General features: G+C 72.1%; 25 protein-coding genes. 16 read left to right on the top strand and 9 right to left on the bottom strand.

Going from position 1 to position 23,427, the window contains the following annotated elements; translation table 11 throughout:
• Nucleotides 1-49 precede the first annotated feature (49 nt).
• On the top strand, nt 50-871 hold the full coding sequence (locus IE294_RS06455; RefSeq protein WP_229917033.1) for a potassium channel family protein: 822 nt from the start codon (nt 50-52) through the stop codon (nt 869-871).
• Here IE294_RS06455 and IE294_RS06450 read toward each other — a convergent pair.
• Together IE294_RS06450 and IE294_RS06445 are read right to left on the bottom strand one after the other, a co-directional pair.
• On the bottom strand, nt 868-1,173 hold the full coding sequence (locus tag IE294_RS06450) for a small hydrophobic protein (protein WP_103811047.1): 306 nt from the start codon (nt 1,171-1,173) through the stop codon (nt 868-870). The genes IE294_RS06455 and IE294_RS06450 overlap by 4 nt on opposite strands.
• 238 nt (nt 1,174-1,411) lie before the next feature.
• Nucleotides 1,412-3,031, bottom strand: a complete 1,620-nt coding sequence (locus IE294_RS06445; protein ID WP_189883139.1) for an MFS transporter — start codon at nt 3,029-3,031, stop codon at nt 1,412-1,414.
• 113 nt (nt 3,032-3,144) lie between these two features.
• On the opposite strand from IE294_RS06445, the gene IE294_RS06440 reads away from it, so the two are divergent.
• From IE294_RS06440 to IE294_RS06430, 3 genes are all read left to right on the top strand, one after another.
• Nucleotides 3,145-3,771 carry a TetR family transcriptional regulator gene (locus IE294_RS06440; RefSeq protein ID WP_189883137.1) on the top strand — a complete coding sequence of 209 codons (627 nt, stop codon included), beginning with the start codon at nt 3,145-3,147 and terminating at the stop codon, nt 3,769-3,771.
• A gap of 104 nt (nt 3,772-3,875) precedes the next feature.
• Nucleotides 3,876-5,093 (top strand): alpha/beta hydrolase, encoded by a 1,218-nt coding sequence (locus tag IE294_RS06435; protein WP_189883135.1) that lies wholly within the window; start codon nt 3,876-3,878, stop codon nt 5,091-5,093.
• Nucleotides 5,094-5,159: 66 nt separating this feature from the next.
• A complete protein-coding gene (locus tag IE294_RS06430; RefSeq protein WP_189883133.1) occupies nt 5,160-6,008 on the top strand; it encodes a DUF4429 domain-containing protein in 849 nt (282 codons plus the stop codon).
• Here IE294_RS06430 and IE294_RS06425 read toward each other — a convergent pair whose 3' ends face one another.
• A complete protein-coding gene (locus IE294_RS06425) occupies nt 6,009-6,464 on the bottom strand; it encodes a MerR family transcriptional regulator (protein WP_189883130.1) in 456 nt (151 codons plus the stop codon).
• Between the two features lie 96 nt (nt 6,465-6,560).
• Between IE294_RS06425 and IE294_RS06420 the strand changes: the two genes are divergently transcribed.
• Together IE294_RS06420 and IE294_RS06415 are read left to right on the top strand one after the other, a co-directional pair.
• On the top strand, nt 6,561-7,037 hold the full coding sequence (locus IE294_RS06420) for a GNAT family N-acetyltransferase (protein ID WP_189883128.1): 477 nt from the start codon (nt 6,561-6,563) through the stop codon (nt 7,035-7,037).
• Between the two features lie 19 nt (nt 7,038-7,056).
• The gene (locus IE294_RS06415) at nt 7,057-7,878 is read left to right on the top strand and encodes a serine hydrolase domain-containing protein (protein WP_189883126.1); all 822 of its coding nucleotides are present in this window, start codon (nt 7,057-7,059) and stop codon (nt 7,876-7,878) included.
• Here IE294_RS06415 and IE294_RS06410 read toward each other — a convergent pair.
• Nucleotides 7,875-8,528 carry a pirin family protein gene (locus tag IE294_RS06410; RefSeq protein WP_189883384.1) on the bottom strand — a complete coding sequence of 218 codons (654 nt, stop codon included), beginning with the start codon at nt 8,526-8,528 and terminating at the stop codon, nt 7,875-7,877. The two genes, IE294_RS06415 and IE294_RS06410, sit on opposite strands and share 4 nt — an antisense overlap.
• Nucleotides 8,529-8,713: 185 nt before the next feature.
• Here IE294_RS06410 and IE294_RS06405 point away from each other — a divergent pair, with 185 nt between their 5' ends.
• The 5 genes from IE294_RS06405 (at nt 8,714) to fabF (ending at nt 13,668) form a co-directional block, all read left to right on the top strand.
• A complete protein-coding gene (locus IE294_RS06405) occupies nt 8,714-9,919 on the top strand; it encodes a PucR family transcriptional regulator (protein ID WP_189883124.1) in 1,206 nt (401 codons plus the stop codon).
• A gap of 89 nt (nt 9,920-10,008) precedes the next feature.
• Nucleotides 10,009-10,926 carry an ACP S-malonyltransferase gene (locus IE294_RS06400; RefSeq protein ID WP_189883381.1) on the top strand — a complete coding sequence of 306 codons (918 nt, stop codon included), beginning with the start codon at nt 10,009-10,011 and terminating at the stop codon, nt 10,924-10,926.
• A 10-nt stretch (nt 10,927-10,936) separates the two neighbouring features.
• Nucleotides 10,937-11,968 (top strand): ketoacyl-ACP synthase III, encoded by a 1,032-nt coding sequence (locus IE294_RS06395; protein WP_189813164.1) that lies wholly within the window; start codon nt 10,937-10,939, stop codon nt 11,966-11,968.
• 81 nt (nt 11,969-12,049) lie between these two features.
• Entirely contained in the window at nt 12,050-12,298 is a 249-nt protein-coding gene (locus IE294_RS06390; protein ID WP_014672482.1) for an acyl carrier protein, read from the top strand.
• Between the two features lie 107 nt (nt 12,299-12,405).
• On the top strand, nt 12,406-13,668 hold the full coding sequence (gene fabF, locus IE294_RS06385) for a beta-ketoacyl-ACP synthase II (protein ID WP_189883122.1): 1,263 nt from the start codon (nt 12,406-12,408) through the stop codon (nt 13,666-13,668).
• Nucleotides 13,669-13,735: 67 nt separating this feature from the next.
• Here the strand turns inward: fabF and IE294_RS06380 are convergent, their stop codons facing one another.
• On the bottom strand, nt 13,736-14,230 hold the full coding sequence (locus IE294_RS06380) for a DUF3145 domain-containing protein (RefSeq protein WP_041665147.1): 495 nt from the start codon (nt 14,228-14,230) through the stop codon (nt 13,736-13,738).
• A 256-nt stretch (nt 14,231-14,486) separates the two neighbouring features.
• Between IE294_RS06380 and IE294_RS06375 the strand changes: the two genes are divergently transcribed.
• The 3 genes from IE294_RS06375 to IE294_RS06365 all read left to right on the top strand — a co-directional run bounded on the left by IE294_RS06375 (nt 14,487) and on the right by IE294_RS06365 (nt 17,934).
• Nucleotides 14,487-15,371 carry an SGNH/GDSL hydrolase family protein gene (locus tag IE294_RS06375; RefSeq protein WP_189883120.1) on the top strand — a complete coding sequence of 295 codons (885 nt, stop codon included), beginning with the start codon at nt 14,487-14,489 and terminating at the stop codon, nt 15,369-15,371.
• A 15-nt stretch (nt 15,372-15,386) separates the two neighbouring features.
• Entirely contained in the window at nt 15,387-16,364 is a 978-nt protein-coding gene (locus tag IE294_RS06370; protein ID WP_189883118.1) for an aldose epimerase family protein, read from the top strand.
• A 328-nt stretch (nt 16,365-16,692) separates the two neighbouring features.
• Nucleotides 16,693-17,934: a PA0049 family protein gene (locus IE294_RS06365; RefSeq protein ID WP_189883116.1), complete on the top strand. Its 1,242-nt coding sequence runs from the start codon at nt 16,693-16,695 to the stop codon at nt 17,932-17,934.
• A gap of 43 nt (nt 17,935-17,977) precedes the next feature.
• Here the strand turns inward: IE294_RS06365 and IE294_RS06360 are convergent, their stop codons facing one another.
• Together IE294_RS06360 and IE294_RS06355 are read right to left on the bottom strand one after the other, a co-directional pair.
• Nucleotides 17,978-18,772: an EI24 domain-containing protein gene (locus tag IE294_RS06360; RefSeq protein ID WP_189883114.1), complete on the bottom strand. Its 795-nt coding sequence runs from the start codon at nt 18,770-18,772 to the stop codon at nt 17,978-17,980.
• 76 nt (nt 18,773-18,848) lie between these two features.
• Nucleotides 18,849-19,286: a MarR family winged helix-turn-helix transcriptional regulator gene (locus IE294_RS06355; RefSeq protein WP_189883112.1), complete on the bottom strand. Its 438-nt coding sequence runs from the start codon at nt 19,284-19,286 to the stop codon at nt 18,849-18,851.
• A 95-nt stretch (nt 19,287-19,381) separates the two neighbouring features.
• Between IE294_RS06355 and IE294_RS06350 the strand changes: the two genes are divergently transcribed.
• Nucleotides 19,382-20,380: an NADP-dependent oxidoreductase gene (locus tag IE294_RS06350; protein WP_189883378.1), complete on the top strand. Its 999-nt coding sequence runs from the start codon at nt 19,382-19,384 to the stop codon at nt 20,378-20,380.
• Nucleotides 20,381-20,475: 95 nt separating this feature from the next.
• On the top strand, nt 20,476-20,895 hold the full coding sequence (locus tag IE294_RS06345) for an organic hydroperoxide resistance protein (protein ID WP_189883110.1): 420 nt from the start codon (nt 20,476-20,478) through the stop codon (nt 20,893-20,895).
• Between the two features lie 92 nt (nt 20,896-20,987).
• Here IE294_RS06345 and IE294_RS06340 read toward each other — a convergent pair whose 3' ends face one another.
• The gene (locus IE294_RS06340; RefSeq protein WP_189883108.1) at nt 20,988-22,145 is read right to left on the bottom strand and encodes a serine hydrolase domain-containing protein; all 1,158 of its coding nucleotides are present in this window, start codon (nt 22,143-22,145) and stop codon (nt 20,988-20,990) included.
• Nucleotides 22,146-22,392: 247 nt separating this feature from the next.
• On the bottom strand, nt 22,393-23,304 hold the full coding sequence (locus IE294_RS06335; protein WP_229917032.1) for an SCO2400 family protein: 912 nt from the start codon (nt 23,302-23,304) through the stop codon (nt 22,393-22,395).
• Between the last annotated feature and the right edge of the window lie 123 nt (nt 23,305-23,427).

The following is a 23,427-nucleotide window of genomic DNA, read 5'->3' as shown; positions in this document are numbered from 1 at the left end:
GCGCCTCTTCGGGGGCGCGTCGGCCTTACGGTTTCTTTACTATGCGGGCATGGATCAAGTGTCGGCGCAGGCTCGGTGGGAGGCGCGTACGCAGCGGCCGTTGTTGGCGCTCGCGGTGGCGTTCGCGGTGGCGTACGCGGTCCCGATCGTGGACGCCCCCGCCGGTCACTCCCTGACGGCCCTGTGCACGGGGGTCGAGTGGGTGGTGTGGGCGGCGTTCGCCCTCGACTACCTGGTCCGGCTGGCCCTCGCCCCGCAACGGCGGGACTTCGTACGACAGCACTGGCCCGACCTGTGCGCGGTGGTCCTGCCGGTCCTGCAACCGCTACGGCTGCTCCGGCTGGTGTCCACGCTGCTGCTGGTCGGCCGGCGGGCGCGGATGGCCCCGCAGATCCGGCTGACCACCTATGTCGTCGGGGCCGTGGTCGGTCTGCTGATGTTCGGGTCGCTCGCGGTGCTGTCCGTGGAGCGGGAGGCACCGGACGGAAACATCCGGACACTGGGTGACGCCGTGTGGTGGTCGTTCACGACGATGACGACCGTGGGGTACGGGGACCACGCGCCGACCACCGGGCTCGGACGGATGATCGCCGTCGGGCTGATGCTGTCGGGGATCGCGCTGCTCGGTGTCGTCACCGCGAACATCGCCGCGTGGTTCATCTCGCGGTTCGAGAAGGACGACGTGGAGGAGCGGCGGCAGACCGAGGCCATCGCCGCCCTGGCCGAAGAGGTACGGCTGCTGCGGGCGGAGGTGGCCCGGTTGGCCGAACAGCAGCGCCCCGACGGGGGCGCGGAGAACCGCGCGAGCGGCCACGACGTGCCCACGGCCGCCAACGCGCCCACGCCCCTGCGGCGGGACGCCGTCGGCTAGAGGAGCCCGTGGCCCCACGTCGCCGCGCCCGCCAGGGCGATGATGGCGAGCAACGTGTCGATCGCGCCCAGGATCAGGGCGACCAGTGCGGGGACGTTGCCGTCGTTGGACCATTTGCGGCCCATCGACTGCCAGCCGCAGAACATCGCCACCGGGCCCAGGACGATGCCCAATGCGAAAAATCCGGCCACGGCACAGATCGTGCCGATGATCCCGAGCGTCGCACGGTCCGGCCCGGTCCGCTGCCACGTTCGGCCGCGTGACCGGGGGTACCCGCTCGTTCCTCGCCCGAAGCCCGCCATCATCAACTCCTTGAGGCGAATGGACAGTTCGGCTTCGGTGTGCGGGTACCCCGGTTCCGCTTCGGCAGACCTGCGCGCGCTGCCCCCCTCCAGCAGCGCGCGCCGCGGCCCGGCGTCCCCCATGTCCTGCGGAGGACTTGACCCACTGTGACCCGCGGCGCGCGCCGGTGCGAGCGATCTTCAACGGCGTCACCCTGATAGGGGAACTCCGCCGGGGAGGGGACGTGGGAACCCGGGCTCAGATGTGGCCCATGCCCGCGCCCGCCTCCGCGTTCGCGCCCCGCTTGGTGAACAGGGCGACGAGGACGGCGACCAGCGCCACGCCGGCCGCGACCAGGGAGGCGAGGCTCATGCCGGAGATGAAGGTGTCGTGGGCGACGGCGGTGATCTTCGCGACGATCGGTTCCGGCATGTCCTTCGTCACCGGGGCCACGCCGACCTGGACCGCCTCGGAGGCCTTGTCGAGCTGATCCGGGGTCAGCTTCGGCAGCCCCGCGTCCGCCCAGTTGCCCGGCAGATCGCGGTCGACCTTGGAGGCCATCACCGCGCCCAGCACCGCCGTACCGAGGCTGCTGCCGATCTGCATGGCCGCCTGCTGGAGGCCGCCGGCCACACCGGACAGCTCCAGGGGGGCGTTGCCGACGATGACCTCGGTGGCGCCGACCATGACCGGTGCGAGGCCCAGGCCGAGCAGCGCGAACCACAGGGACATCAGACCGCTGCCGGTGTCGGGCTCCAGCGTCGACATGCCGTACAGCGCGACCGCGGTCACGGCCATGCCGAAGGCCAGCGGGACGCGCGGGCCGAGCTTGGTGATCGCGGTACCGGCGAGCGGCGAGCCGACGATCATCATGCCGGTGAGCGGCAGCAGGTGCAGGCCGGCCTTGACGGGGCTCAGCCCGTGGACGTTCTGGAGGTAGAACGTCACGAAGAACAGGCCGCCCAGGAAGGCGATGGCCATCAGGACCATCAGGATGACACCCGCCGACAGGGCCACCGAGCGGAACAGGCCCAGCGGGATCAGCGGTTCGGCGACCTTCGTCTCCCAGAAGGCGAAGAGCACGAACAGGGCCACGGACACGGCCATGAACACCCACGTCTTGCCGTCGCCCCAGCCCCAGGTCGGCGCCTTGATGAGCGCCCAGACCAGGCAGAACATCGCGCCGGACAGCAGGGCGATGCCGAGGAGGTCGAAGGAGCGCGGGGCGTTCTCGGCCCGGTGGTCCAGCAGGATCACGGTGCCGAGGAGCAGCGCGAGGGCACCGACCGGCACGTTGATGAAGAAGACCGACTGCCAGTTGACGTGCTCGACGAGGACACCGCCGAGGATCGGGCCGCCCGCCGTGGACGCGCCGATCACCATGCCCCACACACCGATGGCCATGTTCAGCTTCTCGGCCGGGAAGGTGGCCCGCAGCACGCCGAGCGCGGCCGGCATCAGCAGCGCGCCGAACAGGCCCTGGAAGACCCGGAAGGTGACGACGGCGGCGATGGAGCCGGACAGCCCGATGGCACCGGACGCGACGGCGAAGCCGGTCACGCCGATGAGGAAGGTCTGCCGGTGGCCGAAGCGGTCACCGAGCTTGCCCGCGGTGATCAGCGTGACCGCGAGGGCGAGGAAGTAGGCGTTGGACACCCACTGCACGTCGGCGAAGGACGCGTTGAGGTCGTCGCGGATGGCCGGGTTGGCGATGGCCACGATGGTGCCGTCGAGGGCCACCATCATGACCCCTACGGCGACGGTGAGGAGGGTGAGCCACGGGTGGCCGCGCAGGCCCGGGGCCGACGGGGGCCCCGACGGGGCCGCCGGCGCCTTGCCCCCCGGCCCCGGCGCGTCGACGGTGGTCTGACTAGTCATACTTCTCAGGCTAGTGACAGTCGCTGACAGTTGACAAACCAATTCACTCGTCGGTTACTGACACGACAGCGGCGCATAGGCTGGGCCGGCCGGACACGCACGGGAGAGAGGCCATGGAGACGCTGCGCGAGCGCAAGAAGCGGCGTACACGGGAATCGCTGCTGCGGGCCGCTCTCGAACTGTTCACCACACAGGGGTACGAGCACACGACCGTCGACGAGATAGCCGAGGCCGTCGACGTCTCGCAACGCACCTTCTTCCGCTACTTCGCGGGCAAGGAGGAGGTGGCCTTCGCGGTGCAGAACATCACGGAGGCGGCGTTCGTGGCGGCCGTCCGCGCGCGTCCGCCGCACGAGGCGCCGATGAAGGCCCTGCGGCAGGCGTTCCTGGAGGGCTGGGACGCGATCCGCGAGACCGTCGAGTCGATCGTCCCGGTCGAGCTGTACCTGCGCATGTACCGGACGATCGAGTCGACGCCCGCGCTGCTCGCCGCCCATCTGCGCCGGTCGGCGGCGACCGAGGAGACGATCGCCCGTCTGCTGGCCGAGCGGGAGGGCGTCGACGTGGACACCGATCCGCGCCCCCGGCTGGCGGTGGCCGTCTTCGCCGCGGTGATCCGGGTCACCGAACGGCAGTGCTGCGCACGCGAGGACTTCGGCCCGGAAGCGCTCCGGACGCTCAGCGCGGCCTACCTCGATCAGGTGGGTCCGGCGCTCACGGGTAACTGGCGCGGCGCCTGAGACCGTTGGCGAAGCGCCGGACACGATGTTCGGTTACCGCCGAAACGTGATCCCTGTCACTCGGTTACCGCGAGACCCTCCCGTTCTCCTAGTGTGTCCTCCCAGTGACTTCCTTCGACACCTCCCCGCAATGGAACGTCTGGCGCGCACTGCTGGCGCTGGCCGTCGTGTTCGTGATGCTCGCGACCACCGGCTGGACCGCCCTGCGCAGTCACCGGGAGTCGACAGCCCTTCAGGCCTCGCTCACCAAGTGGGAGCACGGCCGCCTCCACGGCCTCGGCCTGCCGGACCCCGAAGCCGCGCCGTCCCGGCTGGCCCGCTTCTTCGCCTCGCTCACCCCGCACGACCGCGACCGCCTCGCCCACCGCTATCCGCTGGCGGTGGGCAACATGAACGGCGCGCCCGTCTCCCTGCGCTACCGGGCCAACCGCATCGCGCTGGCGCAGGCCCGCCAGGTCGAGCACAAGCGCCTGCACGACAGCCGGCTCAGCACGGCGGGCCAGCAGGACGCGGCCCGCCGGATGGACCGCTACGCGTCCCTGCTGAACCCCGGCCGGCACATCCTGGCCTTCGACCCCGAGGGTTCGGGCCGGGTCGCCGAGGTCTTCGGCGACCTCTCCAGGGCACAGCGGATCTCGGTCGTCGTCCCCGGCGTCGACACCGACCTGCTCACCTTCCAGCGGACGAACCGCAAGTACAGCGCCCCGGTCGGCATGGCCAAAGCCCTGTACGCGGCCGAGCGCGAGGCGAGCCCGAAGACCCGTACGGCCGTGATCGCCTGGGCCGACTACACCTCCCCCGACGGGCTGGGGGTGGACGCGGCCACCGGACTGCGCGCCGAGGAGGGGGCCGTACGGCTGAACGCGCTGCTGCGCGCGCTGCCCGGCCGGGCCCCGGTGTCGATGTTCTGTCACAGCTACGGCTCGGTGGTCTGCGGGGTCGCCGCACACGGTATGCCCCGCCGGGTCGCCGACATAGCGGTGGCCGCGAGCCCCGGCATGCGCGTCGGCAACGCCTCCCACCTGGGCACGACGGCCCGGGTGTGGGCCATGCGGGACGCCAGTGACTGGGTGCAGGATGTTCCGTACCTGGAGCTGGGCGGTCTCGGCCACGGCGCCGATCCGGTCTCCTCGGCGTTCGGGGCGCGGGTGGTGTCGGCCCGGGACGCCCAGGGGCACAGCGGTTACTTCCAGCCCGGCACGGACAGCCTGCGCAACCTCGCCGCCATCGGCGTGGGCGCGTACGACGCGGTGACGTGCGCACGGGAGAACGATGCGTGCCGGTCCGGTCTGTCCGGCACGGTGACGGCCGGACGCGCGTAGAAACAGCAGGAAGTGCGGTCTGCGCGGGTGGCGACGGAGGAGCACGTGCCGCATACGATGAGCCGCATGGGTGACGTACTGGCGGGTTTTCATGCCGTCTGGGAGTTCGAGTCCGACTCCGTGCTCATCCGTTACGAACGGGGGATTCGAACACCGAAGCTGTTCCAGGCGCTCGGCGAGCGCCGGATCCCGCTGTCCGCGGTCGAGGGCGTGACCCTCGCCCCGGGCAAGCGCGGCACGGTCGTCCTGCGCCTGACGCCACGTCCGGGTGCCGATCCGCTGATGGAGGCGGCCGACGGCCAGTTGAAGGAGGGCTCCGACCCCTACCGGCTGGTGCTGCCGGCCGAGCGGGAGACCCTCGCCGAGTACTACGCCGACGAACTGAAGGGCCTGCTGACCGAGTCGGGGCCCGCCGAGCGGCATCTGGTGGCGGCGCCCGAGGCGCCGTTGCAGTTCAAGGCGTACGACGGGAAGGCGTCCTTCGACGGGACGTCCGTTCAGTTCCGCTGGTCCTGGACCGGGGCGTCGTCGGCGAAGTGGAAGGCCGGCGACCAGAGCTTTCCGGTGGCCGGGCTGAGCGGGGTGGAGTGGCGGTCGCCGGAGATCTTCGAGGGGCACCTGCGGCTGGTGCCCCGCGATCCGGGCTCCGCGCGGTCCTTGCAGCCGGACCAGGATCCGGCGTCGGTGGTGTTCGGCCTGGGGTACGGGCCGGTGCACGAGTCACTGCCGTTCGCCGCGGCGGTGCTGGCGGCGGTGCGGACGCGGGGGCCGGTACCCGCCGTACCGGCCCCGGCCCGGCGTGACCCCGCCGACATCGCCGAACGGATCCGGCACCTCGGGGAACTGCACCAGGCGGGGCTGGTCACCGACGAGGAGTTCTCCTCCAAGAAGGCCGAGTTGCTGGCCGAGCTGTAGCTACCGCTCGCGACCGTAGAAGCTGATCTTCTTGTCCAGGACGCCCAGGGTGTCGTGGAGTTCCGCGATCCGGGACAGGACGTCCCTGCGGGTCGACTCCAGCAGTTGACGGCGTTCCGCGAACGTGTGGTCGCCCTCCCTGACGAGTTCCGCGTAGCGCACCATGTCCGCCACCGGCATGCCGGTCAGGCGGAGCTTGGTCACGAAGTCCAGCCAGTCCAGGTCGCGGTTGCTGTAGCGGCGCTGGCCGGTGTGCGAGCGGTCCACGTGCGGCATCAGCCCGATCCGCTCGTACCAGCGCAGCGTGTGCGCGGTGAGGCCGGTGAACGCGACGACCTCGCTGATCGTGTAGCGGTCCTGGCCGTCGGGGCGGGGGTGCCGCCGGGACGGGGCGGAGCAGATGTCGGCGGGGGTGGCGTGCTCGGTGGCCGCTGGCGTGGTCTGCATCACCGTCATGCCCCCACGCTATGGCCTTGGAGTGGACTCCAAGCAAGCGGGTTCGCCGAGAAATCCGCAGGACGGCACCCCGGGCGGCTGATTAGCGTGCGGCCCATGAGTCTTGTACGCCGGGCCCGGCCCGAGGACGCCGCCGAAGTGCTGCGACTGCGCCAGGTGATGATCGACTCCCTGTGGAGCGCGGGAGGTTCCGGGTCGACCGAGTGGCACGCGCAGTCGCTGCCGGCGCTGCGGGAACGGCTCGCCGAGCAGGACGGGGACTTCGCCGCGTTCGTCGTGGAGCGTTCCGGACGGCCGGGGGCGCTGGCCGCGCTGGTGGCGGGGACGGTGGAGTACCGCATCGGCAAGGCCGGGAACCCGCGGGGCCGGGTCGGGCACGTCTTCAGTGTGGCGACCGATCCGGACGCCCGCAGGCGGGGGTACGCGCGCGCGTGCATGGAGGAGCTGCTGGGCTGGTTCCGGGCGCGGGGTGCCGGGCACGTGCTGCTGAACGCCTCGCCGGAGGCCGAGCCGCTGTACACCTCCCTGGGCTTCACCCGGGACCCCGACCCGTCGATGCGGCTGCTGCTGTGAGCCGCATAGGCTCGGAGGCATGTCGTTGCAGAGCCTGGCGCTGATCGAGAACTGGCCCGTCCCCACCGCCGCGGCGGGTGTCGTACGAGCCGACGGGACCGTCCTCGGGACGCACGGTCCCGTCGGGCACCGCTTCCCGCTGGCCTCCGTCACCAAGCCGCTGGCGGCCTACGCGGCGCTCGTCGCGTACGAGGAGGGCGCGATCGAGCTGGACGAGCCGGCCGGGCCGCCCGGGTCGACGGTCCGTCACCTCCTCGCCCACACCTCCGGGCTCGCTTTCGACGAGCACCGGGCGACGGCCCCGCCCGGGGAGCGGCGGCTGTACTCCAACGCCGGGTTCGAGCAGCTCGGGGACCACATCGCCAAGGCGACGGACATCCCGTTCGCGGAGTATCTGCGGCAGGCGGTGCTGGAGCCGCTGGGGATGACGTCGACGTCGCTTCAGGGGTCGCCGGCGAAGGACGGGGTGTCGACGGTCGGGGACCTGCTGCGGTTCGCGGCGGAGGTGCAGGCGCCGAGGCTGCTGGACCCGCGGACGGTGGCGGCGGCGATGACCGTGCAGTACCCGGGGACGAAGGGGGTCCTGCCGGGGTACGGCCACCAGAACCCGAACGACTGGGGGCTGGGCTTCGAGATCCGCGACGGGAAGTCCCCGCACTGGACGGGGAGTTCCTCCTCACCTCGCACCTTCGGGCATTTCGGGCAGTCCGGGACGTTCCTGTGGGTCGACCCGGACGCCGGACTCGCCGGGGTCGCCCTGACGGACCGGGCGTTCGGCCCGTGGGCGGTCGAGGCGTGGCCGGCCTTCACGGACGCGGTGCTCACCGAGCTGCGCGGCTAAGCCGTCATCTCCCACAGCAACAGCTCCGCCGGTGTGGCCGCCACCGCCTCCAGGCCCTCCGCCCCTGTGATCCTCGCCGCATCGCCGGGGCCCAGCTCCTCCCCCGCGAGCCGGACCTCGCCCCGCACCACGTGCGCGTACACGTACGCCGCGTCCGGGACGGCGGTCCGCTCGCCGGGGTCCAGGCGGCGCACGTGGAGCATCGCGCCCGCCGCCGGCACCGCGTACGGCGTGGAGTCGGCGATGCCGGTGACGAGGTCGTAGGAAGGGTCGCCGCCGGGCTCGCGTGGCGTCAGCCACATCTGTACGAAGGTCAGGGGGACGTCCCCGTCGTTGCGCTCGACGTGCCGTACGCCCGCCGCCGCGCCGAGGTGCTGGACGTCCCCGGGCCGGACCCGCGTCTCGTGCCCCGTGGAGTCACGGTGGGTCAACTCCCCCTCGACCACCCACGTGACGATCTCGGTGTGGCTGTGCGGGTGTTCGTCGAAGCCGGCGCCGGGCGCGAGCCGCTCCTCGTTGCAGGCGATCACCGCGCCGAAGCGGAGGTTGTCCGGGTCGTAGTGCGGGCCGAAGGAGAAGGCGTGCCAGGTGTCGATCCCGCCCTCGGGGTCCCCTCCGCGATAGCGCTCACCGGCGCGCCGTACGTCCATCACGGCACCACGGTAGCCGGGCCGGGCACCCAGGACCCGCCTTGGGGCAAGGGCCCGCCAACGCCCACCGTCCCCACGCGCCGGCCGCGAGGGAGCCGGAGGGGGCGCGCCCCCGGAGGCGACCGAGCCGTCAAGTACAACCCCGGCGGCGCACGGGCCCGGCCCGATAAGGCAGTCTTGTCCCCGTGCCCGAACCCGAATCCCACAACGGCGATCCCGCAGCCCACGACGTCCATCAGCACGCCGCGACCCTGAAGCGTCTGGAGAAGTCCTCCGGGAGCCTGGCCGCGCAGGCCATCGCGCGCATGGACGAGACCCTGCCGTGGTACCGGGCCATGCCCCCGGAGAACCGTTCCTGGATCGGCCTCGTCGCCCAGGCGGGCATCGCGGCGTTCACCGAGTGGTTCCGGCACCCGGACGCGCCCCAGGCGATCTCCACGGACGTCTTCGGGACCGCGCCGCGTGAGCTGACCCGGGCCATCACGCTGCGGCAGACCGTGGAGATGGTGCGCACCACCATCGAGGTCATGGAGTCCGCCATCGACGAGGTGGCGGCGCCGGGCGACGAGAGCGTGCTGCGCGAGGCGCTGCTCGTGTACGCCCGGGAGATCGCCTTCGCCACCGCCCAGGTGTACGCCCAGGCCGCCGAGGCACGGGGTGCCTGGGACGCACGGCTGGAGTCGCTGGTCGTGAACGCGGTGCTGAGCGGGGAGGCGGACGAGGGGGCCGTCAGCCGGGCCGCCGCGCTGGGCTGGAACTCGCCGGAGCACGTGTGCGTCGTGCTCGGGACCGCGCCGGACGGGGACAGCGAGCTGACGGTGGAGGCCATCCGGCGGGCCGCCCGGCACGCCAAGCTCCAGGTGCTCACCGGGGTGCTCGGCGACCGGCTGGTCGTCGTCGCCGGGGGCAGCGCCAATCCGCTCGCCGTGGCCAGGTCGCTGATCGGGCCGTTCGCCGCCGGGCCGGTCGTCGCGGGGCCCGTCGTACCCGATCTGCTGGCCGCGACCCGGTCCGCGCAGGCCGCCGCCGCGGGACTGAAGGCCTGTTCCGCCTGGCAGGACGCGCCGCGTCCGGTGCTGGCGGACGATCTGCTGCCGGAGCGGGCCATCGCGGGTGATCCGAGCGCCCGCGAACAACTGGTGGAGGAGATCTACAGACCGCTGGAGGAGGCGGGCTCGGCACTCCTGGAAACACTGAGTGTGTACCTGGAGCAGGCGAGCAGCCTGGAAGGCGCGGCGAGGATGCTCTTCGTTCACCCGAACACCGTGCGCTACCGGCTCCGACGTGTGACTGACGTCACCGGATGGTCGCCTTCGGATGTACGATCCGCGTTCACACTACGGATCGCGCTCATCCTGGGGCGTCTGGCCGACGCCGAATCCCAGGCATAGGGTTTTGTCGGAGGCCCACAAAAGCCCTTCGTGTTCTTCGTCCCTGTCCTCACGGGCGGCCGTGCCCGTCCCCAAGAGAGAGTGTGAGAGTGCTCGTACTCGTCGCTCCCGGCCAGGGCGCTCAGACGCCCGGCTTCCTGACCCCCTGGCTCGAACTGCCCGGTGCCGCCGACCGCGTCGCCGCCTGGTCGGACGCCATCGGACTGGACCTCCTGCACTACGGCACCCAGGCCGACGCCGACGCCATCCGGGACACCGCCGTGGCCCAGCCGCTGCTCGTGGCCGCCGGCATCCTGTCCGCCGCGGCACTCGGTGACATCAACCCCGGCGCGGTCGCCGGGCACAGCGTCGGTGAGATCACCGCCGCCGCCTTCGCCGGTGTCCTGGACGACACGGCCGCCCTCGGCCTCGTCCGCAAGCGGGGTCTGGCGATGGCCGACGCCGCCGCGGTCACGGAGACCGGCATGGCGGCGCTGCTCGGCGGCGACCCGGAGACCTCCCTGGCGCACCTGGAGAAGCTGGGCCTGACCCCGGCGAACATCAACGGCGCGGGCCAGATCGTCGCCGCCGGCACGCTGGAGCAGCTCGCCGCGCTGGCCGAGGACAAGCCCGAGGGCGTGCGCAAGGTCGTCCCGCTGAAGGTGGCCGGCGCCTTCCACACCCGTCACATGGCGCCCGCGGTCGAGACGCTGGCCACGGCCGCGGCGGCGCTGTCGCCGGCCGACCCCAAGATTCCCTACGTCTCCAACAAGGACGGCGAGATCGTCGCGTCCGGTGCCGAGGTGCTGGAGCGGCTGGTCGGCCAGGTCGCCAACCCCGTGCGCTGGGACCTGTGCATGGAGACGTTCAAGGAGCTGGGCGTCACCGCGCTCGTCGAGGTGTGCCCGGGCGGCACCCTGACCGGCCTGGCCAAGCGGGCCCTGCCCGGTGTCGCGACGCTGGCCCTGAAGACCCCCGACGACCTCGACGCGGCCCGCGCTCTGCTCGCAGAGCACGCCGGTGCCTAAGGAGCCGTACATGGCGAAGATCAAGCCCAGCAAGGGTGCCCCGTATGCGCGCATCCTCGGCGTCGGCGGCTACCGGCCGACCCGGGTCGTGCCCAACGAGGTGATCCTGGAGAAGATCGACTCGTCCGACGAGTGGATCCGCTCCCGCTCCGGCATCGAGACCCGGCACTGGGCGGGCCCGGAGGAGACCGTGGCCGCGATGGCGATCGAGGCCTCCGGCAAGGCCATCGCGGACGCCGGCATCGACGCCGAGCGGATCGGCGCGGTGGTCGTCTCGACCGTCTCGCACTTCAGCCAGACCCCGGCCGTCGCCACCGAGATCGCCGACAAGCTCGGCACGGACAAGGCCGCCGCCTTCGACATCTCGGCCGGCTGCGCGGGCTTCGGCTACGGTCTGACCCTCGCCAAGGGCATGGTGGTGGAAGGTTCCGCCGACTACGTGCTCGTGATCGGCGTGGAGCGGCTGAGCGACCTGACCGACCTGGAGGACCGGGCGACCGCGTTCCTGTTCGGTGACGGCGCCGGCGCGGTCGTGGTCGGCCCCTCGAACGAGCCGGCGATCGGCCCGACCGTGTGGGGCTCCGAGGGCGACAAGTCCGAGACCATCAAGCAGACCGTCTCCTGGGACCGGTTCGCCGTCGGTGACGTCTCCCAGCTGCCCCTGGACAGCCAGGGCAACATCAAGTTCCCTGCGATCACGCAGGAGGGCCAGGCGGTGTTCCGCTGGGCCGTGTTCGAGATGGCGAAGGTCGCCCAGCAGGCGCTGGACGCGGCCGGAATCACCGCGGACGACCTGGACGTCTTCATCCCGCACCAGGCCAATGTGCGGATCATCGACTCGATGGTGAAGACACTGAAGCTGCCGGAGCACGTCACGGTCGCCCGTGACATCCGCACCACCGGCAACACCTCGGCCGCCTCGATCCCGCTCGCGATGGAGCGGCTCCTGGCGACCGGGGAGGCGAAGAGCGGCGACACCGCGCTCGTCATCGGATTCGGGGCGGGTCTCGTCTACGCCGCCACGGTCGTTACCCTCCCCTAGGCACTCCGTGCCGGATCATGCGATCCGGCAGGGGAACCACTGCCACAAACCGTCTGGATTATCGAAGAAGGAGCGCCTGACATGGCCGCCACTCAGGAAGAGATCGTCGCGGGTCTCGCGGAGATCGTGAACGAGATCGCCGGGATCCCCACCGAGGACGTCCAGCTGGACAAGTCCTTCACCGACGACCTGGACGTCGACTCGCTGTCCATGGTCGAGGTCGTCGTCGCCGCCGAGGAGCGCTTCGACGTGAAGATCCCGGACGAGGACGTCAAGAACCTCAAGACGGTCGGCGACGCGACCGAGTACATCCTCAAGCACCAGGCCTGAGCCACCCCTTAGGCCCGCAGGCTGCTAGCCCCGCCACCCGGCGGTGGCGCCGTAATCCCCGCAGACGCGGGGGTAGTCCTCCCGTATCCGTTGGAGAAAGAATTCCCGTGAGCCCGACCAATCGCACCGTGGTCGTCACCGGTATCGGCGCAACCACACCGCTGGGTGGCGACGCAGCCTCGACCTGGGAGGCCCTCGTCGCCGGCACGTCCGGCGTCAGCCTGCTGGAGCAGGAGTGGGCGGGGCAGCTGCCCGTCCGGATCGCCGCGCAGATCGCCGTCGAGCCGGGCGAGATCATCCCCCGCCCGCAGGCCCGCAAACTGGACCGGTCAGCGCAGTTCGCGCTGATCGCCGCTCAGGAGGCCTGGAAGGACGCCGGCTTCACCGCCAGGGCCGGTGAGGACTCGTCCATCAACCCGGACCGTCTCGGCGCGGTCATCGCCTCCGGCATCGGCGGCGTGACGACCCTGCTGGACCAGTACGACATCCTCAAGGAGAAGGGCGTACGCCGCGTCTCCCCGCACACCGTGCCGATGCTGATGCCCAACTCCCCGGCGGCCAACGTCGGGATCGAGCTGGGTGCCCGCGCCGGTGTGCACACCCCGGTCTCGGCCTGCGCCTCGGGCGCGGAGGCCATCGGGTACGCGATCGAGATGATCCGCACCGGGCGTGCGGACGTGGTCGTGGCCGGTGGTACCGAGGCCGCCATCCACCCGCTGCCCATCGCGGCGTTCGGCAACATGATGGCGATGTCCAAGAACAACGACGATCCGCGGGGCGCCTCGCGTCCCTACGACGCCGGCCGGGACGGCTTCGTGCTCGGTGAGGGCGCCGGTGTGATCGTCCTGGAGTCCGAGGAGCACGCGAAGGCCCGCGGCGCCCGGATCTACGCCGAGGCGGTCGGACAGGGCATCTCCGCCGACGCGCACCACATCACGCAGCCCGAGCCGTCCGGCAACGGGATCGCGCACGCGTTGCAGAACCTGCTGGACAACACGGATCTGAAGCCGGCCGAGATCGTGCACGTGAACGCGCACGCCACCTCGACGCCGCAGGGCGACGTGGCCGAGATCAAGGCGCTGCGGAAGGTGTTCGGCGACGACGTCGACCACATGGCGATCTCCGCGACCAAGTCGATGACCGGTCACCTGCTGGGCGGTGCCGGCGGTGTGGAGACCGTCGCGTCGATCCTGGCGCTGGTGAACCGCACGGCTCCGCCGACCATCAACGTGGACAACCTCGACCCCGAGGTCAACGCGGACGTGGTCGTCGGTGACGCGCGGGCCCTGCCCGAGGGCCGTATCGCCGCGCTGAACGACTCGTTCGGCTTCGGCGGGCACAACGTGGTCCTGGCGTTCCGGACGGTCTGAGAAACACGGCGAAGGGCCCTCACCAGCTGGTGAGGGCCCTTCGGCTGTGTCCGGTACGTGCGCGACGTCACACCACTTGGTGCAGCCAGCGGACCGGGGCGCCCTCGCCGGCGTAGCGGAACGGCTCCAGTTCGTCGTCCCAGGGCTTGCCCAGGAGCTTGGCGATCTCCGCCTCCAGGTCGGTCTCCCCCTGCTTGGACCGCGTCAGCGCGGCGCGCAGGCGGTCCTCGGGGATCAGGATGTCGCCGTGGATGCCGGTGACGGCGTGGAAGATGCCGAGGTCGGGGGTGCAGCTGTAGCGCTCGCCCTCGGCGGTCGCGCAGGGCTCGGCGGTGACCTCGAAGCGCAGCAGGTGCCAGCCGCGCAGCGCGGAGGCGAGTTGGGAGGCGGTGCCGGCCTGGCCCTGCCAGGAGAACTCCGAGCGCCAGGTGCCGGGGGCCGCGGGCTGCCGGATCCAGTCGAGGTTGACGCGCGTGCCGAGCACCCCGGCGACGGCCCACTCGACGTGCGGGCACAGCGCGCGCGGCGCGGAGTGCACGTACAGAACTCCACGTGTCGTCACCGGAACCTCCGGGCAGAGCGGGACATCTTGCGGACTGGCTGGGCGGCAGTGGCGCGACGGCCGCGTTGATGGCGAGGCTACCTTGCGGCGGGGCAAGGAGTGTGACGTACGGTCGGTCCCGGTGCCAGGAAACCGCCGCCATTCACCCAGGGGGACGCTTGTGCGGGGGTGCGCCGTTCCCGGGACGCCGGGCCGGGAACCCTCGCACGTTGTCAGGGGAGCCAGTGCCTACCGTCGAACGAGGGGAACAGCAGGGATGCGGAAGCGAAGCCACCGTGTACGGGCCGTTCTCGCCGTCGTGGCGGCCGTGCTGCTGGGCGCCGCCGGATGCGACGACGGGGCGGGGAGCGCGCCGGCGCCGGCGGGCACCGGGGCGGGCGCGGCCCGGCTCCCGGTGTGGGACCGCAGCCCGGACTCGATCGCCGCGGTGGGCGACTCCATCACGCGCGGCTTCGACGCGTGCACGGTGCTGTCGGACTGCCCGGAGGTGTCGTGGGCGACGGGCAGCGACGCCAAGGTGGACAGCCTGGCGGTGCGGCTGCTGGGCGTGACGGGGGCGGCTGAGCGGAGCTGGAACTACGCGGTGACGGGCGCCCGGATGGCGGACCTGCCCGGGCAGATGGAGCAGGCGGTCTCCCGGCGCCCGCAGTTGGTGACGGTGATGGTGGGGGCGAACGACGCCTGCCGGGCCTCGGCGTCGGCGATGACCCCACTGGCCGGCTTCCGCGCGGACTTCACGGAGGCGCTGCGCACGCTGCGCTCGGCGCTGCCGAAGACGCAGGTGTACGTGGCGAGCGTGCCGAACCTGAAGCGGCTGTGGTCGCAGGGCCGGACGAACCAGTTGGGCAAGCAGGTGTGGAAGCTGGGCATCTGCCCGTCGATGCTGGGGGACGCGGACGATCTGACCAGCGCGGCGATGCTGCGCCGGGACTCCGTGCAGCAGCGGGTGGTGGAGTACAACCAGGTGCTGAGGGAGGTCTGCGCCAAGGACCGCCGCTGCCGCTTCGACGGCAACGCGGTGTACGACTACCGCTTCGGCACGGACCAGCTCAGCCACTGGGACTGGTTCCACCCCAGCAAGGACGGTCAGGCGCGGCTGGCGGAGATCGCGTACCGGAGGATCACGGCGGGAAATCCGTGACCTAGGGTTTTCCACATGGACGAACTTTTCGGCGCACTCCCCGACGGCCACGCGGTGCACCGGTGGACGCTGGAGCGCGGCGGGGCGCGGGTGCGGGTGCTGTCGTACGGCGGGATCGTGCAGTCCGTGGAGGTCCCGGACGGCGCCGGGCGGACGGTGGACGTGGCGCTGGGCTTCCCGGACCTCGACGGCTATCTGGCACATCCGGAGCCGTACCTGGGTGCCGTGATCGGCCGGTACGCGAACCGGATCGCGGGCGGCCGGTTCCCGCTGGACGGCCGGACGTACGCGCTGGCCCGCAACGACGGGCCGAACTCGCTGCACGGCGGTGAACGCGGGTTCGACAAGCGCGTGTGGGAGGTGGCGCCGGTCCCGCACGGCGTCCGCCTGAGCCGGGTCAGCCCGCACGGCGAGGAGGGCTTCCCGGGCCGGCTGGAGGTGGCGGTGACGTACACGCTCGACGCGTCGGGCGCGCTGCGGATCGCCTACGAGGCCGTCACGGACGCGCCGACGGTGGTCAACCTGACCAGTCACACGTACTGGGACCTGAGCGGTTCCGGTGACGCGGGCGGGCATGAGCTGCGGCTGGCGGCGTCCCGGTACACGCCGGTGGACGCGGACCTGATCCCGGCCGGCGCGCCGCAGGACGTGTCCGGTTCCCGCTTCGACTTCCGTACGGCCCGCAGGACCGGCTCCGGCTACGACCACAACTTCGTCCTGGACAAGGGCGTGACCGGGGTGGCGGAGGAGGTGGCCGAGCTGCACGACCCGGCGTCCGGGCGGACCCTGACGGTGGCCACGACCGAGCCGGGCCTCCAGCTCTACACCGCCGACCACCTGTCCGGGCCGCTGGGCCCCGGCGCCGGGATCGCCCTGGAGACGCAGCACTTCCCGGACTCCCCCAACCGGCCGGACTTCCCGAGCACGGTGCTGCGGCCCGGCGAGGTCTTCCGCTCCGAGACGGTGTACGGCTTCGGCGTCCGGGGCCGGTAGCCCGTCGCGCGGGGCCGTGTAGCCCCGGTCCGGGGGTCAGGTTCCCGGACCGGGGCTGCGCGGGAGGGACGCGTCCCCGGGGGGACTTGTCCCGGATCAGACGTTAATCGTCGTGATGACGCGGCGGCCCTCGATCGAGCGTCCGGCGGAGATCTCGTACGAACCCTTCACACTTGGCCGCGTCCCCGCCGTCCCGTCCGGACCTCGCGTCCCGCGGTGGGCGCCGCCGGTACCGCCCGCACCATGGCGCGGGTCACTTCCGTCACGCGATACTGCGGCCGTCCCACCGCACCACGCGCCCCACAGCGACGGAAGGACCCGAACTCCCTTGACCCGCATACGCATCGGCCTGATCGGGCTGGCCCTGCTGACCGGCCTGTCCGCGCCCACCGCCACGGCATCCGCCGCCGCCCCGCCCTCCCCCACCGTCGAGGAACAGCGGCTCGACCAGGCCGTGCCGCAGGAGATCCTCCGGCGCTCCGGATTCGCCGGCGCGGCACCGGAGTTCGGCCGAGCCCTGCACCATGCGCACTCCTACGCGCAGGCCCGCCGCATCGTCGTACGCGAGGGGTCCGCGCTGTGGCGGCGGGCCGTGGAGCGGGCGCAGGGGCGGGGACCGGCCGGCGGTGATCTGAGCCGGGACGACGACCGGCCGCTGTACTGGGCCCGGCTGGGAATGACCCGGGAAGTGCGCACCTGGGAGCCCGGCTTCGCGCTCACCGACCGGCAACGGGACGCACTGCTCGACCGGTTGGAGCGGACCTCGCGCGGGCAGACCGACATCCGCTACCCGGTCAAGGGGCACCTACGGCGCGTCCTGCTCACCGGGTTCGACCCCTTCACGCTCGACCGGGACATCCGCATCTCCAACCCCTCGGGGGCGACGGCGCTCGCGCTGGACGGCACGGTCATCGAGACGTCGCGGGGACCGGCGCGCGTGGAGACGGCCGTGTTCCCGGTGCGCTGGCAGGACTTCGCCGAGGGCACGGTGGAGCGGACGCTGCGGCCGTACCTGCCGAAGGTGGACCTGTTCACGACCGTGAGCCAGGGCCGGGTCGGCCGGTTCGACATCGAGCGCACCAACGGCGCCTGGCGGGGCGGCTTCGTGGACAACGACAACGTCGGCCGGACCGGGACCATCCCGGTCACGGACCCGGCGTCGCAGCCGCAGTGGACGGGCACCACCCTGCCGTACACCGCCGTCGTGGCCGCGCGGACGGGCCGCTTCCCCGTGTACGACCACACGGAGGTGACCGAGATACCGGCCGGCGGCACCGCGCCCGTCGTACGGCCGGACGGGCCGACCCCCGGCTCCGCCGCCCGTGCCGGGGCCGGCGGCGACTACCTCTCCAACGAGATCGCCTACCGGGCCACCCTGCTGCGGGACCGGCTCGGGCTGCACGACACGCTGCCGGGCGGGCATGTGCACACACCCGTGCTCCAGTTCGGGGCCGGGAACACCACCGAGGTGACCGACCCCGAGTTCGTGCGCAACCGGCTGGACATCATCGCGCAGGTCCGGTCGATCGTCGCCGTGTCCGCCGGTGCGACGGAGCGGCGGCCGGGCTGACGCCGGGACCGGCCAGGACGGGACCTTAAGGCGAGCGTCTCGGTCAGGGGGTGACGTCCTGCGTCCGGGGCGCGTCCGCGCCGTCCTCGCCGGTCTCCTCGCCCAGCAGGTCGCGGGCGAGGAGCGTGGCGCCCGCGACGGCGCCCGGCATCAGGAACACCGCGACGAACGGGACCAGGAAGGCCAGGCCCAGGGGGGTGCCGAAGCCCCAGACCAGGGTCTTGCGGGAGCGGAGCAGGGTGAGCCGGGCGCGCAGGTCGACGCCCCGGCGCTGCATCGCCACGGCGGCCAGTTCCTCGGTGAGGAAGAAGCCGGTGACGAAGAAGCCGATCACGGGGACGACGGTCTGCCCGACGAACGGCACGAAGCCGAGGGCGAAGAGCAGGACGCCCCACAGGCCGGCCCGCACCAGGACGCGCAGGCTGTCCCGGGCGGAGATCCACAGCTCGCGCCAGAGCGGCAGGTCCGACCGCGGGGCGGTGCCGTCGGGCGAGACGTCGGCGTCGACCTTCTCCGACAGGTTCTCGTAGAAGGGCTGGCCGACCAGCAGGGTGACGGCGGTGAACGTCAGCACGGCCAGCAGCAGGCCGAGGGCGAAGAGGACGGCCGTCAGGAAGCCGCGGAACAGGCCCTGCCAGGGGCTGGACCAGTCGTCCGCGAACGGGGTCGCCCAGCCGACCGCGTCCGCGCCCCACACGGCGAGCGCGACCAGCGCGGCGGCGTACAGCACCAGCGTGATCAGTCCGGGCAGCAGCCCGAAGCCGTAGCTCCGCCCGTGCCGGGCCACCCATCGCTGGCCCTTCAGCAGATACCCGAAACCCACCCCAAGATCGCGCATGGCGAGGACTTTACTGGCTCGGTGTGACGGCGCGGGTGGCCGGTGACGGCGGGGCCGGCCGGTACCGGGCGGGGTCTCAGGCGTCCAGCATGCGGCGGAGCAGGTCGCGCAGGGAGCGGCGCTGGTCGTCGGTGAGCGCGGCGAGCGGCTCGCGGGCGAAGTGCAGGCCCTCGCGCAGGTCCCGGGCCACCCTGCGGCCCTCCTCGGTGGCGGCGGCGACCTTCACCCGGCGGTCGGCCGGGTCGGGGCGGCGCTCCACCAGGCCGCGGGACTCCAGCCGGTCCACGATCCCGGTGACGTTCGACGGCTCGCACTTGAGCTTCTGGGCCAGCTTGCGCATGGGCAGCGGTTCCAGCGAGAGCAGGCTGAGCAGCCTGGCCTGCGGGCCGGTCAGCGTGTGCTCGCCCGCCGCCTCCTCGTAGTCCGCGTAGAAACGGGCCACGACGTCACCGATCAGCTCGACCACTTCCATGGTCAGGGGGTCGGGGCGGTGGGTCTTCGGTGGGGTGGGCATGCCTCCAGGATACCCGGTTACTTGACATCCTGAAATATTCAGGGGCATGGTTGTTTCAGGTACTGAAGTAAATGTGTGACACGAAAGGCTCCGTCATGATCAACCGCGAGTGGCACCTGCTCAGCCGACCCGTCGGCTGGCCCAAGCCCGAGGACTTCGCCCTCGTCGAGGCGCCGGTCCCGACCCCGGACGAGGGCCAGGTGCTGGTGCGGAACAAGTACCTCTCCGTCGACCCCTATATGCGCGGAAGGATGAGCGCGGCCAAGTCCTACGTCGCCCCCTTCGAGCTGGGCAAGGTCATGCAGGGCGGCGCGGTCGGCGAGGTGGTCGAGTCCCGCGCCGAGGGCATCTCCGCCGGCGACCACGTCCTGCACTTCTCCGGCTGGCGCGAGTACGCGGCCGTGGACGCGAAGAACGCCGTGAAGGTCGACCCGGAGGCCGCGCCCCTGTCGACGTACCTGGGCGTCCTCGGCATGACCGGGCTGACCGCCTACGCCGGCCTGCTGCGCACCGCCTCCTTCAAGGAGGGTGACACCGTGTTCGTGTCGGGCGCCGCCGGGGCCGTGGGCAGCCAGGTGGGCCAGATCGCCAAGCTCAAGGGCGCCTCGCGGGTCATCGGCTCCGCCGGGTCCGACGAGAAGGTCAAGCTGCTCGTGGACGAGTACGGCTTCGACGCCGCCTTCAACTACAAGAACGGCCCGGTCGCCGAGCAGCTGCGCCAGGCCGCGCCCGACGGCATCGACGTCTACTTCGACAACGTCGGCGGGGACCACCTGGAGGCCGCGATCGGCTCGCTGAACCAGGGCGGCCGGATCGCCGTCTGCGGCATGATCTCGGTCTACAACAACACCGAGCCCGCGCCCGGCCCGAAGAACCTGGCCCGTCTGATCCAGACCCGCGGCCGGATCGAGGGCTTCCTCGTCGGCGACCACTACGACCTCCAGCCGCAGTTCGTCCAGGAGGTCGGCCCGTGGGTCGCCTCGGGCGCGCTGAAGTACCGGGAGACCGTGGTCGAGGGCATCGAGAACAACCTGGAGGCGTTCCTCGGGGTCCTGCGCGGCGACAACATCGGCAAGATGGTCGTCAAGCTCTGACCTTCCCCCGGCTTCCGGCATGCGGTAGCTTCTTTCCGAAATCCGTCGTCGACCGTGGGCGCGAGTCGCGGCGGACCGAGGAGGAAGACAACCGCATGCCCATCACGCAGTCCGACGTCCTGTACACCGCCGTCGCCACCGCCGAGAACGGCCGCGACGGACGGGTCGCCACGGACGACGGCCGACTCGACGTCGTCGTCAACCCGCCGGAGGAGATGGGCGGCAGCGGGTCCGGGACCAACCCGGAGCAGCTGTTCGCCGCCGGTTACAGCGCGTGCTTCCAGGGGGCGCTGGGGGTCGTCGCCCGGCAGGAGGGCGCCGACGTGTCCGGGTCCACCGTCACGGCCAGGGTCGGCATCGGGAGGAACGACGAGGGGTTCGGGATCATCGTGGAGATCTCGGCGAGCATCCCGAACGTCGACGAGGCCACCGCGAGGGCTCTCGTCGACAAGGCCCACCAGGTGTGCCCCTACTCGAAGGCGACTCGCGGGAACATCAGCGTGACGCTGGTCTGACCTCCGTCGTTCCCTACATCGGCAGCCGCATCCTTGGACGTGGGGTGCGGCTGCTTCCCGGCCGGGGGCGTCCGCCGCGTGCCGTGCGCTGCTCAGCCGGCCAGCGCCGCCTTGTGGACCTCCGCCGCGAGCCTGTCGTTCTCCGGGGCCGCTCCGCCCGGGAACGCGAACCTGCGCCTCGTGTAGCCGTAGGCGATGCCCGCGTGCGGGTCCGCGAACGCCTGGACGCCGTTGGCGCCGCTGTGGCCCAGCGTGCCCGCGCCCAGGAACGGGTGCCAGATGTCGGCCGTCGCCTGGAAGCCGAGGCCGAAGGACTTGTGGACGCGGGCCACCAGGTCGTACCCCGTGGAGTGGACCTGGGCGAACTCCGCCAGTGTGTCGCCCTTCAGCAGCGGGCTCCTGCCGTCCACCTCGCTGATCATCGCCGCGTACATGCCCGCGAGACCGCGCGCCGAGCCGACCCCGCCCACCGAGGCGGGTCCCTGGGCGCGGATCAGCCGCTCGTTCGGCAGGCTCTCCAGGTCGGTGGGCTCCGCGCCGTGCCGGTTGAAGGCGATCGACCCGAGGGTGTGCGGGCCGGTCGGCACGGCGTCGAGCTGCGCCTGCTGCGCGGGCGTCGGCAGCATCGGCCGGACCGTGCGGAAGCGCGGCTCGTGCGCCTCGGGCAGACCCAGGTGGAGGTCGAGGCCGTGGGGGGCGCGGACCCGCTCCTCGTACACCTCCTGGAGCGTCCGGCCCGTCGCCCGGCGGACGACCTCGCCGGTGAGCGCGCCGATGACCAGCGCGTGGTAGCCGAACGCCGTGCCCGGCCGCCAGAACGGCCGCTGGTCGGCGAGGCGTTCGGCGATCATCCGGTCGTCGGCCAGCTCGGCGGGGCTGAACCCGGTGTCGGTGCCGACCAGCCCCGCGCGGTGCGCCAGCAGGTCCCGCAGCGTCAGCGCGCCCTTGCCCTCGCCGGCGAACTCCGGCCAGTAGTAGGTGACTTTGCGGTCCAGCTCCAGCGTGCCGTCCTGTACGAGCAGCGCCGCCACCAGATGGGCCGCGCCCTTCGTGGCCGAGTAGACCGCGTACAGCGAGTCACCCGTCACCCCGGCGCCCGCCCACAGATCCACGACCCGCCGTCCGTGGACGTATGCGCACAACTGGCCCTCGTAGTCCTCCCGTTCACCGGCGACGAAGGCGGCGAACTCCTCGCGCACCGACTCGAAGCCCTCGGCGACCGTGCCCTGGACGGTGATCTCCTGCGTCATCCGCTCTCCTCGACCGAACCGCTGCTCGCTGCTCCCCCTCGGCACAACGCCCTGCCCCGGCATCGGGCGTCCCGAGACCGGTACGGCGAGACGTGCCTGTTCGACTCAACCCCCGTGAGGGCCGCGGGATGTCACGGATAGCCCGGATGGCCGATGGCGCGGGGTGGCGGGGGTGCGCCGGGGCGTGCTGCACGTGCACACGGACGGAGCCGGACGCGCGCGGACGCTCACGTGCCCGCGGACGCCCTCAGGAGCACCACCACAGGAAGCGGTCGCAGGTCTTCGTGGGCGACGGCTCGGGCGTGGGCGCTGAGGTCGTCGGGGCCGCGGTCGGGGTGGCGGGCCGGCTGGGGGGCGGGGCGGCCGGGGTCGTCGGGGTCGCACCGGAACTCGTCGTGGCCGACTGCTGCGCCGTGCCGGTGTCCGTGACGGAAGGGGAGGCGGAATCCTTGTCCTTCGGGGACTCCGACGAGGAGGCGGAGGCCGAGGCGTCCGGGGAGGCGGACTCGCCCGCGCGCGGGGTGGCGCCGGAGGTGGTGCCTGTCGGGCCGGCGGTGCGGTCCGGCGCGACGGAGGCGGCGCCGCCGTCCGCCGAGGTGTCCCCGGCCGGGGCCGGGGTGTCGCTGGAGAAGGGCGAGAAGGGCGAGAAGGGCGCGTCCGTGCCCAGTTCCGCGAGACTGAGCCCGCCCGCCGCGAGGACGAAGCCGGCGGCGACCAGGACGGCACGGCGGCGTCTGCGGCGGTGTGCGGCGGCCTTGCGGTCGCGGCGGCTGCCCTCGGCTCCGTCCCGGGCCCGCCGGCCGGCCGGGGCGACCTCGTCGTCGGCGTCGTCGGCGTCGTCGGCCTCCGCCCCGTCCGCTCCGCCGGCCTCCGCCTCCGCCGGTTCCGGTTCCTCCGCCCGCTCCGGCTCCCCGGGGGTCTCCGGACCGCCGTGCGCCTCTTCGTGCGGCTGCTCGTACGGTGCCTCGAACGACGGCTCGTACGGCTGCTCGTACGTCGCCGGTGTCTGCGCGTGCCCGTGCCCGTGCCCGTGCTCGTGCCCGTGCCCGTGCGCGGCCGGCGCCGCCGTGGGGGCCCCGAGCCGGTCGGCGGGCGTTCCGCACCCCGGGCAGGCCAGGGCGCCGTTGAGGTGCCGTCGGCACGGGAGGCAGTAGTTCATGACGCGGGAAGACTAGAGTCCACGCGGTTCCGGTTCCAGGCGTGGTTGTGAAGGTTTGGTGCGGGGTCGAAAGAGTTGCCGAAAGCCGTGCCGAAACCGTTACCTGTTCGACCCATTGACACC

The sequence above is a fragment of the Streptomyces canarius genome (genome assembly GCF_014650735.1).
Lineage (GTDB): Bacteria > Actinomycetota > Actinomycetes > Streptomycetales > Streptomycetaceae > Streptomyces > Streptomyces olivaceoviridis.
The sequence above is the reverse complement of the archived record's forward strand: the minus strand, read 5'-3'. Positions and strand labels throughout refer to the sequence as shown.

What these genes read in the sequence shown, in the direction of transcription:
- IE294_RS06335 (WP_229917032.1), bottom strand. Translation starts at nt 23,304, where the DNA reads ATGAACTACTGCCTCCCGTGCCGACGGCACCTCAACGGCGCCCTGGCC.
- IE294_RS06340 (WP_189883108.1), bottom strand. Translation starts at nt 22,145, where the DNA reads ATGACGCAGGAGATCACCGTCCAGGGCACGGTCGCCGAGGGCTTCGAG.
- IE294_RS06425 (WP_189883130.1), bottom strand. Translation starts at nt 6,464, where the DNA reads ATGACGGTGATGCAGACCACGCCAGCGGCCACCGAGCACGCCACCCCC.
- IE294_RS06375 (WP_189883120.1), top strand. Translation starts at nt 14,487, where the DNA reads ATGCGGAAGCGAAGCCACCGTGTACGGGCCGTTCTCGCCGTCGTGGCG.
- IE294_RS06450 (WP_103811047.1), bottom strand. Translation starts at nt 1,173, where the DNA reads ATGGCGGGCTTCGGGCGAGGAACGAGCGGGTACCCCCGGTCACGCGGC.
- IE294_RS06370 (WP_189883118.1), top strand. Translation starts at nt 15,387, where the DNA reads ATGGACGAACTTTTCGGCGCACTCCCCGACGGCCACGCGGTGCACCGG.
- IE294_RS06355 (WP_189883112.1), bottom strand. Translation starts at nt 19,286, where the DNA reads ATGCCCACCCCACCGAAGACCCACCGCCCCGACCCCCTGACCATGGAA.
- IE294_RS06455 (WP_229917033.1), top strand. Translation starts at nt 50, where the DNA reads ATGGATCAAGTGTCGGCGCAGGCTCGGTGGGAGGCGCGTACGCAGCGG.
- IE294_RS06395 (WP_189813164.1), top strand. Translation starts at nt 10,937, where the DNA reads ATGGCGAAGATCAAGCCCAGCAAGGGTGCCCCGTATGCGCGCATCCTC.
- IE294_RS06430 (WP_189883133.1), top strand. Translation starts at nt 5,160, where the DNA reads ATGGGTGACGTACTGGCGGGTTTTCATGCCGTCTGGGAGTTCGAGTCC.
- IE294_RS06345 (WP_189883110.1), top strand. Translation starts at nt 20,476, where the DNA reads ATGCCCATCACGCAGTCCGACGTCCTGTACACCGCCGTCGCCACCGCC.
- IE294_RS06420 (WP_189883128.1), top strand. Translation starts at nt 6,561, where the DNA reads ATGAGTCTTGTACGCCGGGCCCGGCCCGAGGACGCCGCCGAAGTGCTG.
- IE294_RS06440 (WP_189883137.1), top strand. Translation starts at nt 3,145, where the DNA reads ATGGAGACGCTGCGCGAGCGCAAGAAGCGGCGTACACGGGAATCGCTG.
- IE294_RS06390 (WP_014672482.1), top strand. Translation starts at nt 12,050, where the DNA reads ATGGCCGCCACTCAGGAAGAGATCGTCGCGGGTCTCGCGGAGATCGTG.
- IE294_RS06410 (WP_189883384.1), bottom strand. Translation starts at nt 8,528, where the DNA reads ATGGACGTACGGCGCGCCGGTGAGCGCTATCGCGGAGGGGACCCCGAG.
- IE294_RS06360 (WP_189883114.1), bottom strand. Translation starts at nt 18,772, where the DNA reads ATGCGCGATCTTGGGGTGGGTTTCGGGTATCTGCTGAAGGGCCAGCGA.
- IE294_RS06445 (WP_189883139.1), bottom strand. Translation starts at nt 3,031, where the DNA reads ATGACTAGTCAGACCACCGTCGACGCGCCGGGGCCGGGGGGCAAGGCG.
- IE294_RS06350 (WP_189883378.1), top strand. Translation starts at nt 19,382, where the DNA reads ATGATCAACCGCGAGTGGCACCTGCTCAGCCGACCCGTCGGCTGGCCC.
- IE294_RS06415 (WP_189883126.1), top strand. Translation starts at nt 7,057, where the DNA reads ATGTCGTTGCAGAGCCTGGCGCTGATCGAGAACTGGCCCGTCCCCACC.